Origin of the sequence: Sphingobacterium athyrii, assembly GCF_003071065.1 — a bacterium.
Taxonomy (GTDB): domain Bacteria; phylum Bacteroidota; class Bacteroidia; order Sphingobacteriales; family Sphingobacteriaceae; genus Sphingobacterium; species Sphingobacterium athyrii.
Genome location: NZ_QCXX01000003.1, coordinates 525,285 through 539,008 on the forward strand (window position 1 = coordinate 525,285; position 13,724 = coordinate 539,008).

The 13,724-nt window shown below is 40.8% G+C and carries 13 protein-coding genes; 6 read left to right on the top strand and 7 right to left on the bottom strand.

Annotated features, from left to right (window positions below; translation table 11 throughout):
- Positions 1–160 precede the first annotated feature (160 nt).
- A complete protein-coding gene (locus DCO56_RS12895; protein WP_108634176.1) occupies positions 161–880 on the bottom strand; it encodes a DUF3575 domain-containing protein in 720 nt (239 codons plus the stop codon).
- Positions 881–1,260: 380 nt separating this feature from the next.
- On the opposite strand from DCO56_RS12895, the gene DCO56_RS12900 reads away from it, so the two are divergent.
- The 4 genes from DCO56_RS12900 to DCO56_RS12915 all read left to right on the top strand — a co-directional run bounded on the left by DCO56_RS12900 (position 1,261) and on the right by DCO56_RS12915 (position 5,493).
- Complete coding sequence (locus DCO56_RS12900) at positions 1,261–1,509, top strand: hypothetical protein (RefSeq protein WP_108634177.1); 249 nt, start codon at positions 1,261–1,263, stop codon at positions 1,507–1,509.
- An 89-nt stretch (positions 1,510–1,598) separates the two neighbouring features.
- On the top strand, positions 1,599–2,840 hold the full coding sequence (locus DCO56_RS12905; protein WP_181390543.1) for a TolC family protein: 1,242 nt from the start codon (positions 1,599–1,601) through the stop codon (positions 2,838–2,840).
- A 14-nt stretch (positions 2,841–2,854) separates the two neighbouring features.
- Positions 2,855–3,901 (top strand): HlyD family secretion protein, encoded by a 1,047-nt coding sequence (locus tag DCO56_RS12910; protein WP_108634179.1) that lies wholly within the window; start codon positions 2,855–2,857, stop codon positions 3,899–3,901.
- Positions 3,902–3,903: 2 nt separating this feature from the next.
- The gene (locus DCO56_RS12915; protein WP_108634180.1) at positions 3,904–5,493 is read left to right on the top strand and encodes an MFS transporter; all 1,590 of its coding nucleotides are present in this window, start codon (positions 3,904–3,906) and stop codon (positions 5,491–5,493) included.
- A gap of 12 nt (positions 5,494–5,505) precedes the next feature.
- Here the strand turns inward: DCO56_RS12915 and DCO56_RS12920 are convergent, their stop codons facing one another.
- Positions 5,506–6,291, bottom strand: coding sequence for a helix-turn-helix domain-containing protein (locus DCO56_RS12920; protein WP_108634181.1), 786 nt, complete (start codon positions 6,289–6,291; stop codon positions 5,506–5,508).
- 496 nt (positions 6,292–6,787) lie between these two features.
- On the opposite strand from DCO56_RS12920, the gene DCO56_RS12925 reads away from it, so the two are divergent.
- Positions 6,788–7,288 (top strand): RNA polymerase sigma factor, encoded by a 501-nt coding sequence (locus tag DCO56_RS12925; RefSeq protein WP_108634182.1) that lies wholly within the window; start codon positions 6,788–6,790, stop codon positions 7,286–7,288.
- Between the two features lie 249 nt (positions 7,289–7,537).
- Here DCO56_RS12925 and DCO56_RS12930 read toward each other — a convergent pair whose 3' ends face one another.
- A complete protein-coding gene (locus DCO56_RS12930; protein ID WP_108634183.1) occupies positions 7,538–8,422 on the bottom strand; it encodes an SDR family oxidoreductase in 885 nt (294 codons plus the stop codon).
- A gap of 462 nt (positions 8,423–8,884) precedes the next feature.
- Between DCO56_RS12930 and DCO56_RS12935 the strand changes: the two genes are divergently transcribed.
- Entirely contained in the window at positions 8,885–9,691 is an 807-nt protein-coding gene (locus tag DCO56_RS12935) for an inorganic diphosphatase (RefSeq protein ID WP_108634184.1), read from the top strand.
- Between the two features lie 112 nt (positions 9,692–9,803).
- On the opposite strand, the gene DCO56_RS12940 is transcribed toward DCO56_RS12935, so the two are convergent.
- From DCO56_RS12940 to DCO56_RS12955, 4 genes are all read right to left on the bottom strand, one after another.
- Positions 9,804–11,996 carry a hypothetical protein gene (locus DCO56_RS12940; RefSeq protein WP_108634185.1) on the bottom strand — a complete coding sequence of 731 codons (2,193 nt, stop codon included), beginning with the start codon at positions 11,994–11,996 and terminating at the stop codon, positions 9,804–9,806.
- 210 nt (positions 11,997–12,206) lie between these two features.
- The gene (locus DCO56_RS12945; protein ID WP_108634186.1) at positions 12,207–12,596 is read right to left on the bottom strand and encodes a hypothetical protein; all 390 of its coding nucleotides are present in this window, start codon (positions 12,594–12,596) and stop codon (positions 12,207–12,209) included.
- A 59-nt stretch (positions 12,597–12,655) separates the two neighbouring features.
- Positions 12,656–13,141: an adenylyltransferase/cytidyltransferase family protein gene (locus tag DCO56_RS12950; protein WP_108634187.1), complete on the bottom strand. Its 486-nt coding sequence runs from the start codon at positions 13,139–13,141 to the stop codon at positions 12,656–12,658.
- Positions 13,142–13,153: 12 nt separating this feature from the next.
- The gene (locus DCO56_RS12955) at positions 13,154–13,639 is read right to left on the bottom strand and encodes an adenylyltransferase/cytidyltransferase family protein (protein ID WP_206531947.1); all 486 of its coding nucleotides are present in this window, start codon (positions 13,637–13,639) and stop codon (positions 13,154–13,156) included.
- Between the last annotated feature and the right edge of the window lie 85 nt (positions 13,640–13,724).

Here is a 13,724-nt window from a genome sequence, read left to right on the forward strand (position 1 = left end):
TTCCCAAGTTAACTGTCTATTTTTGTGGGGTGTTTCCCCAAAACTACGACAAATAACCAGGCAGAAAAATCCATGAAAACAGGGATTTCATAGTCTAATAGGGCCGAAAAATACCTGATAAAGCTCGGCTGAATAGCGAAATGTAGGAAGTCGATCGACTTTAAAACCGATACCCTAAGGATAAGGCGGTACGAATTCCAGCGAATGGGCCTTTCGTCTTGAACGTGACTCCTTCGGAATCAACTTCTTTTTTGAGGTCTAACACATCAATGTCAAAATCCTCCAACTGTTTACGCAGTTCCTCTTGTTCATCGGAATTTAATTGGGTTTTCCCCTCAAAGGTACCGTTATTAAATCCGTAGTTGGGACCAATAATTCGCCAATCTAGATAGATATGCTCGCCAAGACGCCATTGGCTACCAATAGCTAGTCCAGCTGTCAAGGCATTCAAGGCACCCGAAATCGGAACTTCCTTTTGGTAATCTCGCTCTTCAACCGACAATATGGTGCTAAGGCTATAACGCGCATATTTTACGAAAGGAGCAAAGTAGAATCCTCTGAAAGCATCATTATTACCGAGATAAAAGCGCACTTCCGGTGTAAAGGAAAATGCCCCAAATTTCGCTCCAACCAGAATGTCACTTGGATCATCAATAGCAGATTCCCATATCGAGCGGAAGGGAAGACCAGATTTAGGACGAAGACTTAATGTCGCATTTAGTGATAGGCGTTGTTGAATCGCCTTTTCATATTCGAACGCAACATTGCCAACCGCCAATGGCAAGATATTTAATTTGATTAAATTGGTATTTTCCTGTGCTTTTAATCCCGACATCGCCAATATTCCGATGATAAGTGTAGCTTGGTAGTGATGTTTCATATTGATATTTTAAACTGATCCGGCCTATTGGCGTAGATGAACAAATCCAAGCTGTAGCATGTATAAATTCCTCTACCCCAATAACGTTATTTAGTAGGATTTATTTTATCTCATTAAGAACATCAGAGGTCGATATAAGGTTTTACTAAAGATCTGCCGATCTAAGTGAAATTTTAGCCAAAGCATTGGGCTTGCTGGACAATCTTGGTGACCCGATCTATGACGACCCTCAGATGATGACCTGGCGAAAGCGCCTACGGGTAGTGGAACAAAAACTGAAATAATATATTGGCCAGATTCGGCCAAATTTAGGCCAATTATATAAAATCCCACAGCATCTTTCCCGATAACTTTGTCAAATAGCGTTAAACAAGGTTATCATGAAAGAAAAAGTACAAAAAATTATTGCGAAGGTCGTCCATGAGAAATCGGCTGACCCGATTGCCGATGACGATAGACAAGTGAACAGGCTATACTTCAACTACGCAGGTATGTATCTATTCCCCCTATTTCCTATGGGGGATCTGTCTGTCGTTCTCCATGAATTGAGGCGAACCTGGAAGAAATATGCCGAAAAACGGCATAGCGCCAAGCAACAGCATGTTGTTTTTAAAGGAGTAAAGAAATGAGGCGGGATCTTTCTTTTGTTTCTATTGGAGTGGGCATATTTTTCTTTTTACGGTCTGCCAACGGCCAGGTAAGAGATACAATACAGCCTATGAACCTGGTAAAAATATGGGAGTCAATAGCCTCCCATAACCACCAGCTAAAGTTACAGGGTCTCAAGGGTGTAGCTGCTTCACTTGCCATTATTGAGGCGAAAGATCAGTATTTACCAACGATTTCTCTCAACGGGGATTTTAAACTCAACACTAAATTCCTCCTGTATCCAGAAGGATTGTTCTCTGCTGCACAGGATGTGCCGGTATCCGGTTATGGCTATGGGCTGGGTTACAACCTAAACCTCAATCTTTACAATGGTGGCCTCGATAAAAGAAATATTCAGCTAAAAAAGGAAGAAAAGTTGGCCATGCAATTTGAATACGAATTGCAGCACAGCAATCTAAAATATATAACTGCTGTCGCTTATTATGAACTATACAAATTCATGAAATTCAAGGAATTTATTTCTGCCGAAATATCCGCTGAACAACGCCAGCTATCGACAATCGAACATCTTTACAAGAATGGAATTGTCTTAAAGAGTGATGTGCTGCGAATCGCTGTTAAATTGGACAATTTAGAACTCCGCCGGTCTGAAGTACTCAAAAGAATTGACCTTACGAAACAGAAACTGAATGTGCTCATGGGTCGCGGCGAAATGGAATCACTCCAGATAGCACTTCAACAAGACTTGAACCCTGATCTGCAGGATGTACATACATACGGTGATTATATTGGCATTGCCCAACAACAGTCTCAGGAATTTAAAATCATTGAATCCACGATCAAAACCAGTGAATTAAAACTAAGACAGGTGAAATCTGCCACACGGCCAAAGCTCTACTTATACTCGACCTATAGCTACACCTATCCGCAGATCTCATTCTATCCATATAGCAATAATTTATGGGGATTTGGACAGACAGGGCTCAAAATACAATGGTCTATTGACAATGCATTCAAAAGTAAACATGCTGTCGCACAGGCCAACATACATATTGAGGAACAAAAGTCAGTCATGCAGATCAAACAGGAAGAAGTTAACCTGAAGATCAGACAGGCATTCCTGCAGCGCGAACAGGCCCAACAACAGGTAATAACAGCTGAGAAAAACATCGCGCAAAACACCGAAACTGTCCGTGTCATCAAAAACAGTTACCTCAATCAGGAATCCTTGCTGACGGATCTGTTAGAAGCAGAAAATGCATTGCTTGAAGCCAAGTTTAACCACATATCTGCGTTGGTCGAATTAAAACTAAGCCACATCCAATTGTTGGCGATAACAGGGATACTTTAAAAAGATATCAGATAATGAATAAGAATAAAATAGATAAGGTCGTGGTCATCTCCACGAAGTACTTTGGTATTGTCTTGCTTACGGGCATGCTGGGCTGGGCCGTGCTATATCTATGGCGAAATTTACAGTATGAGCAGACAAATGATGCACAAATAGATGCTTACTTATCGCCCATAAGTGCCAAAGTGGGTGGATATATCAGTAAAATTTATTATAACGATAACCAACAGGTACATCAAGGCGATACACTTGTATTGATTGAAAAAGATGAGTATCGACTCAAACAGAAGGCCGCTGCAGCCGAGTTGTTAAGTTCGCGTGCGAAACTGCCGATCTTGGCGGCAAGTGAAGAGACACAATCCAAAAACATAGCTGTAATCAGTGCACAATTAATGGGGGTCCAGGCAAAATTAGAGCAACAACGCAAAGAGTTTGAACGATATAAAAGCCTGCTGGCAGATGAATCGACCACACAACAAAAGTTTGACCTCGTGAATACAACACTACTGAGCCAACAATCTGACTATGCCCAAACAATAGCTTCTCTGGAGGCCGCCAAATCAAGACTCAAGGATATACAAGCTCAGCGGGCTGCAATTGCCGCTGAAATAAATATCAAAACGGCGCTATTGGAGCGACAAGAACTTGATCTTCGGTACACCGTAATAACGGCACCTTTTGATGGTCGTATTGGTAAGAAAACCATTCAACAAGGACAGCTTGTGCAACCGGGGCAAACATTGGCTTTTTTGCTCAATGAGGCCGAAAAAAAATGGGTAGTCGCCAACTTCAAAGAAACACAGATCAAGTCATTTCATATCGGACAGCGGGTTGCTATAGAAACAGACGCTTACCCCGAAGAAGTATTCTCTGGAGTAATCGAATCGCTTTCGCCAACGACAGGAGCACGTTACTCGTTGTTGCCACCGGATAACGCCACTGGTAATTTTGTAAAAATTATCCAACGCATCCCCGTCAGAATTAAATTGACCGATAATTCGGAGATGCTATCTAAGCTCTCTCCCGGAATGAATGCCAATGTTTATGTTTTAAAGAAATAACTATGCAAGCACATAAAATACCTTTATTTAAACACTGGGTCTCGGAAGGTCTCGCACGGGCAGTCATCTTTGCGATATTGATGACATCACTTTGCTGTTTTGCCTTATATAGCAGTCCTGTAACCATTATGGGATTCTACGGTATCGATGCTACGGCCATGCAATACGGAATGGTGGTTATTTATGGCTCGACCGTAACTTTCCTGGCGCTAGATGTGCGCATCGTAAAACGCTTTACTTCGCGAGGCTATTTGCTCCTGGCCCTCGCCATCAATGGAATATGTGCCTTGATCTGCTTCTATAGCAGAAATTGGACAATCTTTATAATCGGCCAATTTTTACAGGGGATGACATGTGCTCTTTTGTCAGGTATCGTACTCAACCTAATCTTTCCACGGCTGGAGTCGACCAGAGCAAAGGTAATTGGCTACACAATTTTATATGCTGGTATACAGATTTCAGTGCCACTATATGCCATATTCTGTAGCGCTATCCTGTATGTCAGGGATTTCAATTGGCTATTTTATGGTATTATCATGCTACTTATACTACTTGGGCTAAGCGTATTGATTACCATGCATCCAAACGCCAGGCTTCATAAAAAGCTACCATTATATCAGGTCGACTGGATCGGTTATATCTATTACACCTACATTACCTTAGCTCTTGGATATATTCTTGTATATGGGCAACAGTTGGACTGGCTGGATAATCCGTACATTAAAACACTAAGCCTTATTTTAGGTCTTGTGCTTATTTTATTCGTCCTACGGGAAATGCGACTGAAACGACCTTTAATTGACCTTCACATTTTTGGAACCAAAAACTTTGTATTGGGACTATTATTACTAGTGATTTTCTACCTCTTTAAGGGAAGTACAGGACTGACCTATAGCTATGTGGAGAATGTTTTGTCCACCGATTCCCTACACACAATCCCGCTCTGGCTCGCCGTGATTGCAGGAACCTTACTAAGCATGTTTGTGACGGCCCGCTTTGTCTTAAGTGGGACGAATCTGATGCAGCTCATGCTTGTGGGATTTATGATTATGGCCATGTATTACGGCTATATGCTCCTGTTTGTCTCCGTGGTAGGGGAGAGCTTAGATTTTATCCTACCCATGTTTATTTATGGTCTTGCCACTGGAGCGCTGTTTGTACCAATTGTTTTTTTTACAGCTTCGGCAGCGCCACAAGGGATGGCACTATACGCCTCCCTATTAGGTATCTTCGCCCGATTCGTTGGATTCTGCAGTAGCATTGCCCTTAATAACCAGCTACAGCTCTATACAAAGGGAGCTATCCGCGAAAAACTACGCGAAACGCTGACGGAAACAAACCCGCTTATCCCTCCGGTATGGCAGGATATTCAAAATACTTATATAAATGCCGGGAACGATATGTATGTGGCTAAAAACGCATCGGATTTTCTTTTTAATAAGCTAATCAAACAGCAGTTATTTGCACGAGCGGTGCGGGATTATTATGATGTAATGCTTGTTATACTGCTTTGTGTCATTATCGCTTTGTTGTTGGTACCAAGGATCCGCAATATTGTCCTAAAGCTTGGAAAGAATAATATCCCTTATTGAATTAAGATAGCCTTACTTTAACTTAGAACGAAAATCTGAAGGGCGGATATTTGTCAGTTGGAAAAAAGTATTGCTGAAAGCCGAAATATTAGAATAACCGACCTGATAGGCAATCTCACTTATGGAAAGACTCGTATCTTTGAGTAGTTCCATCGCACGTATGACGCGGAGCATTTTGAGATATTGAACAAAGGAAAGGTGCAAACACTGTTGAAAAAGCCGAGTCAAACTGCGGACACTGAGACCGAATTTTTGGGCAGACTCTTCCAAGCTTAACGGCTCGCCAATACGATGGCGCATATCATCGGTGATGGCACGTATACGGCTATCGTCCGTGGTAGGTAGTTGAATAGAAAATTTCTGCAAATTTTCATGTGCGAGCAGCTTTTTCATGGTAGACATCAATTCATACTCCCAGCAGCCAGCAAAATAATTGCCCTGCCAGGTCTCACTAAAGGCAAGCAGTTCAAACAATAACCTGCTGACGGGATAGATGCCAAGTTCTTTGTAAAAGGCCCCATCATCAGCCGCGGGGAAATAGATATTGATGATATGAAGATCTTGTGCATTATACATCAGGTTGTGCGCATAATCTGCTGGGATCCAAATATAATGATTCGAGGGAATGTAATAATCACGCTCCAGAGTTTGAAGATAGGCTATACCACCAAATACCAGCAGCAACTGTCCTTTGGTATGCTGATGGGCCGGCAATTTCTGCTCTATCTGTTGACGCATCACTAAAATGGATCCGGGATACTGGTCAATGGTTTTTGAAAGCTCGTTTACGTATTCCATCAATGGCTTAAATTTATCTTATACTGCTTGATAGCCTGTATGTAGAGTTTTGATCTATATGCTATCAATATCTTGATCATCCGGTTGACTTAGTTTAGAATCATTATAAAGAATATACAATTATACAGCTTTGTAACGAATAAGTCAAACGACCTAATTTGACTGCGCACAAAACCACATGAAAAGCGTTTACATTTTTGTACAAAAGATATGGATAACGTTTTTTGTTTTTTCACCCTAAAAACGTACTTCTTACAATTTCGATCCGATTTATTACCTAATCTATTTTTTTTCCTATTCAATTAATTTTTGAACAATATGAAATAATTTACTCGAAAAGGGCTTTAATAGGACTTGTATAACCATTCTCAGCGAGAATACGTATTTCTACCCCTGCCACCAGTATAATTATTTTCGAGGTAACACCCATTTAAAATTAGCATTCTTCTTGTTCTACGCTATTAGGATCAACTTTAAACAACAAAGAGGATAAATTATGAACAACTACAATTTAAACGTACTAATTAAGGAGAAAAGAGGGTTGCTAAACCATTTTGCTACTAAATTTACAAACGACCCAGATGAAAAAGAAGACTTGATCCAAGAAACGTGGATCCGGGCATTAAAATCTATAGATAAATTTGTGCATCACCCCAAATTAATGAGCTGGTTATATGTAATTATGAAGCATACATATATTAATAAATACCGTAAGGCTAAACGTGTAGGGGAAATCCAAGAGACCTATATTGACCTAGAACGTTCCAATAATACTGTTCATAATAGGGGAGTAAGCAAATTTGTGGCGGAAGACATCGAAAAGGCAATGTGTAGTCTGACGCAGGATAATTATGAGATCTTCCGATTATATTTAGATGGGTACAAGTACCATGAAATTGCCAGTTACTTTAACATGCCGGAAGGAACAATAAAAACAAGAATTCATATGGCCCGCAAAAAATTACAGAAACAGCTTAAAGCTTATAAATTGAATTGATCGTACACTATTTTTTATAATTATATCCAGAGCCAAACGGAATCTCCTTTTGGCTCTTTTATTTTTACCTTCCATCGTGCACGTTGAAATGCTCATGAAGCAGGACCGAGCGAGCGACAAAAGTACTAGCCAGATCAAATTAAATAAATAAGCGCACAGACTTTGTGCGCTATATATAATCCTTCGCAGTTTACCAGAGATAGAGTGGCTATTGCGTTGTCTTTTTTAGCTCTTGCAGTATTGACAATTTTATATTGCAATTTTACCGCCTGTTACGGCGATAGTGGCTCCAGCAATGTAACTGCTTTCCTCTGATGCCAGAAATACGTACGCAGGGGCAATTTCCGCTGGCTGTGCTGGCCTTTTAATTGGACTATCCTTACCAAAGTTCTCAGGTTCGGGCATTGTGGATGGAATTAAAGGTGTCCATACTGGACCAGGGGCGACGGCATTGACGCGAATTCCCTTATCCTGCTCAAGCAGCATCTGTGCAAGATTGGCTGTAAAATTTTGAATGGCACCTTTTGTGGCTGCATAATCCAATAGCACGGCGTTGGGATGGTAGGAGTTTACGGATGCTGTATTAATAATGGAACTGCCTGGTTTCATATAAGGAACTGCGGCTTTACACAAGTAGAACATACTCCGTATATTGGTTTCGAAAGTACGATCCCATTCTTTGGATGTAAGCTCCTCCAAGGTTTTATGAGCCATTTGATAGGCCGCATTGTTAACCAGAATATCAATACCACCTAGTTCCTTGACACAGAGAGCAATCAATTCGTTAGCATAGGCTTCGTCTCGTAAATCACCTTTGGAAATAATGGCCTTACGACCTTCGCTTTCAACAAGACGTGCAGTTGCTGCTGCATCCTCATCCTCGATATCATAACCATAGTTAATAACCACATCTGCACCTTCACGGGCAAAAGCGATCGCTATCGCACGACCTATTCCGGAATCAGCACCAGTGATGATGGCTTTAGCATCCTTTAATTTTCCCGTGCCAATATAGCTCTCTTCGCCGTGGTCAGCTTGTGGCTTCATTTCTAGTTCTACTCCCGGTACTTCTTGTTTCTGCTTTGGAAATGGGGGCACCGGATATTTTGTGTGTGGATTTTTGAATTGTGTCATAGCATGAATTTTATAGTGACATTAAATATTTCTTTTAAGTGGTCCAATGTTATAGCAAACATCCTCCCGGAAACAATAACGGTTGAAGTATTTATAACAATTTGCCTACTGATTACAGTGCGATTTTTGCATCTATTTTATCTTTCCTTTACACTTTTAGAGTGTTTAAGGAATGTAAAAAGTTTTCTTCATTGCTTTATGAATTAGTTTTTAAACTGAACAGTAGTGAACCGCGTATCGTTCAAAAAAAATAACGATATACCTCAACTGATCGGTATAGATAGCGTGAAGATAAACCTCAACATTCTACGATCGCCAGCCGCTTACGTTTCCCGATGGCTTCGGTTTTCACTTAAAATACAGCGCACACCCTTTCGGTAGGCAACTATTATGGCGGTAGCGTTGTTCAAGATACAGTTAGAACCTGTTTAATATCAGGACACAAGTAAAAACAACAAAACAATGATCACTATAAAGCATATCTTTTGTACAGCCGAAACACCAAAAGGTTCAAATGCCAAATACAATTACGATCCGAATTGTGGAGGATTTGTACTTGCTAAGTACCTACCTCTGGGATTTGTTTTTCCCTACGATTTTGGTTTTATTCCAGGAACGGAGGGTGAAGATGGAGACCCACTGGATGTTATTATAATAGCTGAGCAGGGAACTTTTCCGGGCTGCATGATGAAATGTAGAGTCATAGGCGCAATAAAAGCTGTACAGCAGGAGACCGGTGAGATGGTGGAGAATGACAGGTTTCTGGTCGTTCCTGAAACTTCAATGATCTTTGGAAATATTCATAGAGTGGCACAATTGCCCGACACGGTGCTAGAAGAGTTGCAAAATTTCTTTATCAGCTATAATAAACAGGAAGACAAACTCTTTCGGCCCCTCAAAATAATGAGTGCGAAGGATGCCCTTAACGCAATAGAAATAGCAAAGAAAAAAATGAAACCGGCCAAAAAGATTGAGATTTTTGTACCGTTAACAGACAGAAAAGGAAAGCCTTTTCCAAATTACCTTTATAAAAATATTAAGAAGCAACTCACAAAAGATTTTGGTGGGATGACCGCTTATATACAAGCTCCCGCCGAAGGAATATGGGCGGATGAGGGGCAAGAAGTGGTCAAGGATCGTATGATTGTTTACGAAGTCATGGTACCTGTCGTTGACCAGTCCTATTGGCGGGAGTATAAGCACAAATTAGAATACCAGTTTGCACAGAAAGAACTGGTGATAAGGCAAAGTGACATTGCCGTGTTTTAAACTTTCGGGACTGGCCCTTACAATATCTAAGACCAATGGATGCATGATATACTTAAAAGTATGTAGTACAGCTGCTAGATGCCATTGTTCAAATCATAGCAGGCTAAACAGCTTACCAACTTATTTTGATCATTCCTGCAGCGTCCAACGCGAAATGCCCAAGGCTTATCGCCTTTATCTCCCGATATGCTGACTTAATTTTTTGTTTAACTTTGATTGTTGATAAGACCGTTTGAGACAGCATAAGAAGCTGCATTTCTGCTTGGAGCAGGTGACTGCCCTCCATATGGAAGGTGGCTGAGTTTTTTCCTACTCTAAATCCGGTAATAGGATAGTTGACAAAGACAATCGCACCAAGCCCTTGAATTGTGAAATATTGTCTCGGTATAATTCCGAATGCAAGTCCTGCACCATAGACTTCCTGACCAACTGACCCACTTTTTTCCCATCCGTCATGTATGTCTTCCAGCGGAACCCAAAGATCTTTCTTGATTTCACCGGTCTTGATTTCATCGGCGATCATCTCATCAGGTAGAAGGGGTGGATAGTAATAAGCTAATCTTCCGATTGCATATTTGATAAATTCAGGTAGCAAAACTTTTAGGGAAGGCAAAATCGCCATATCTTTAGCGACTTCCAAATAATGATGGAGGGCAGCAAATACTTCTAGTTCTTCATAAGCCGCGGTGTAAGGCGCATCGTTCAAAGGGAACACGGCGAAGAAATAAGGAAAATTCGTACCATGACCGTAATTGCAATCCCATAGCTGACAATTTTTAAAAACCCCGGCTAGACAGCAATAACTAAGTTCCAAATAATGTTTTTCTGCTGTTTCGCGATATAATTCAAGTAGGGCTGCTGCTGCAAACGCGGTATTATTTGCCTGATAAAAGATGTCGAAAGCCAGTCCATCAAGACTTTTAACTGCTTTTGCAGCCTCATTCAAAAATCTCTTTTCCTTTGTCAATTGCCAGGCCATGAACATTACATGGGCATAGCTCCCGGGAACATCCTTTTCGCCACCCTTGCCGGGTTCGGTTTCTGCTTTTAAAACCTCCAATGTAGTCATTTTATAGAACACAGGCCAGTTATAATCGAAATGCTGAGCCACCCTAATTGTATAGTCTATTGAATCAAGAAACAATTTTTTAGCTTGTTTATCACCACGCAACGCTAATCTGGATAGATTTAAAAGGGGATGGTGAAGGTACCAGGAATCCATTACCATTTCGCGCTTCTGCTCCTCCGATCGATCTAAACCGTGTTGCAAAGCTGGATGCCATCTGACAATACTCTCTACGGTCTGATCGTAGAAGGCCTCGAGACCACTACTTATGTCTTCATAAAGCGGATGCGCTTTGCCTGTCCAGCTTAGATACTCATGCAGGGGCAACAATACTGCAAGCTGTACCATAATCTCAGAAGGTGTATCATAATCACTTACATAGGCATTGAGATAGGGGACACCACCTGTTTGTGTCCAACAACCTTTGTTTCTATAGAGATCTATCAGCACTTTCTCAGCCGTAGACAACCAATCGTGCTTGGCAGGTGCTGGCTTTGGCAACAATAAGTAAATATTTGCAAGATGTTCAAGGAACTGTGTTGTAATAGCCAGATCGCCACCAGGTATATCCTCACGCAAGAGAACAAAAGCATCAGAAATTATAAATTCGCGATTAGCAGGCAGTGGCTTTTCAGCATTGACAGGAAATTGAAAGCCGATTTCGGGCCATTCCCCTCCAACAGTGTCACGCAGGGAAACTTCGGCAGCTTGACAATACGAAGACATGGCACTTAAATTCTGAAAGTAAAACACTGAGCCGACCTGAGGCTTTGTCATACTGAAAAAGAGCTGGCCGGAGCGCGCCCCCACTTGCTTCGCATGGATCAGTCCATTGGTATTTTCTATTCTTCCTTCTTTGGTAAGTGGAACTATATCCCGCGGCCAAAAGGGTATAAGCAACGGAAACTTAACTTGTAGTGTCACCGTATAACGAAAGATGGTAGCTGGGCTTTGGGGGATGAACAGAATAATACGATAATATGCTAACCGAGTTGAAGCGGTGACGAGTATCTCATCTGTGGCTTCTGTAATCGAAGCTTTTTCAAACTGACTATTCATTCCAAAGGCAAGCCTGAAAGCTATGCTTCCCCCTTCCGGCCATGAGACTACCAGCCAAATGCTGTCGCCAATGTTATAAAATCGAAGTAAGTATGCCTCCATAGCCATCTCATAGATAGGCTCGCTGTCCGAAATGTCGGATTGGACTGTTACGGACCAGGGTGTGACCGCGTTTATCATATTCAATTGTTGAATTAGTTATCAAATAGCCTTTTAGGCCTTAATATGCTAGTAACTATAACCGAAAAAGTTGTGTGACTGACCAATAGTTTTACAAATGTGTGAATTTGCTATACTTCGATAGAAAAGTATTTAAAAAGCCTGTCCGTGACGATGGCACATGCACGCTAAATAGGAGCGCGAATGGACTTTTGAGATTGGCTCGACAAGCTAAAAATAACTGTGGCATTTTGCTGTTTCTCTTATCGATGAAAACAGTTGGGCTGGATGAAGATCTGTCGATAAAAAAGCTTTAATATAGTTTGTGCATCGCTGGGCCTCTTTGAAGTGTTGCTTGTCAACTATAAGAAAAATGGGTGTTCGAGGAAAATAGTCGTTAAGTAGAGAAAAAAAAAGCGCAGTATTATTCAGCACGAGGCGATAATCTAAAAATAGGAAGTCAATTTTCCCCAAGCTGTCAATCTTGCCCCCAAAGGTTTCAATTGAAGGCCCTTCAAGAACTATCCTTGCAGGGCTTTGAGCATCTTGATCAAAAAGTATCCGGTAGGCACATCTTAGCTTACGAACGTTGGAAATTATAGCGATATTAACCTTTTCCATAGGAAAGCAATTGATTCATTTCTGATTTAGCAGACCACAAAAAGATTGAAACTATAAGATCATTGACGAATTTTGTGTAATGCCTGTGCGTTTGATTGTATCTTTTCGACAGCAAAAATATTTTGCTTCTTTTGGAGTTCTTTTTCACTTACCATTTCACGTAATGACTGGCTCGAAAAGCGATTTTTGCGCTTAGTATATACAATTTCAATACCTTCAGCGATACAAAAGTCTCTTCCAGCAAAATCCAAGGTCTTATATTCCTCGCTGACGAATAGTTTGTGAATTGGTAAGGACTGCAACATATCTGAGAGATCATCTTCAGACTCATACGGAATAATTTCGTCTACAAATTTACACCCTTCCAATTTGATAAATCGCTCGACCATCGTTTGCGCAGCAACGTATTCCTCTGTTAATTGGGTATTTGAATCCGTCTTAAGCCCTACAATTAAATAATCACATTGTTGTTTTGCTTCCTGCAATGCCACGATATGCCCAACATGCAACATATCAAAAATCCCAAATATTATTCCTATAACCATATCCTGTCTGTTTTAAGCATTAATCCTTTTTAACTTATAATTTGTTTCATCATTCAATTTAACAATGGCACCTTGTGGATTTTCCTGTTTTTTTGCAATGATCTTGCGCAGTGAAGAACTTGAAAATCTATTTTCGCGTCTATTAAAATAGAGCTCGATACCTTTCTCCTCACAATATTTACGTCCAGTGAACGCCTTATCAATATATTCATCACCCAGAATGCGAACATGTATTTTATAAGACCGAAGCACGTCTTCCAAATCCTGCTCAGTGGCATAAGGTATGATCATATCCACATGTTTGCAGGCCTTTAATTGCATATAACGTTCGAAAACACTCTGCGTTGGTTTATTTTTCTCTGGCCTGTCTAAAGTGGGGTCTGTCTGAAGCCCGCAGATCAAAAAGTCACATTGCTCTTTAGCATCCTCCAACATTTTGACGTGACCAGCATGTAAAAGGTCAAACGCGGAAAATGTAATTCCTATTTTTCTCATCATATTACGAATAAACTGTTTTTAAAATTTCCATTGTTATAAGCAGAACGTCCCTTAAAATGGAATGGTTTTAATTTTAAATTATTTT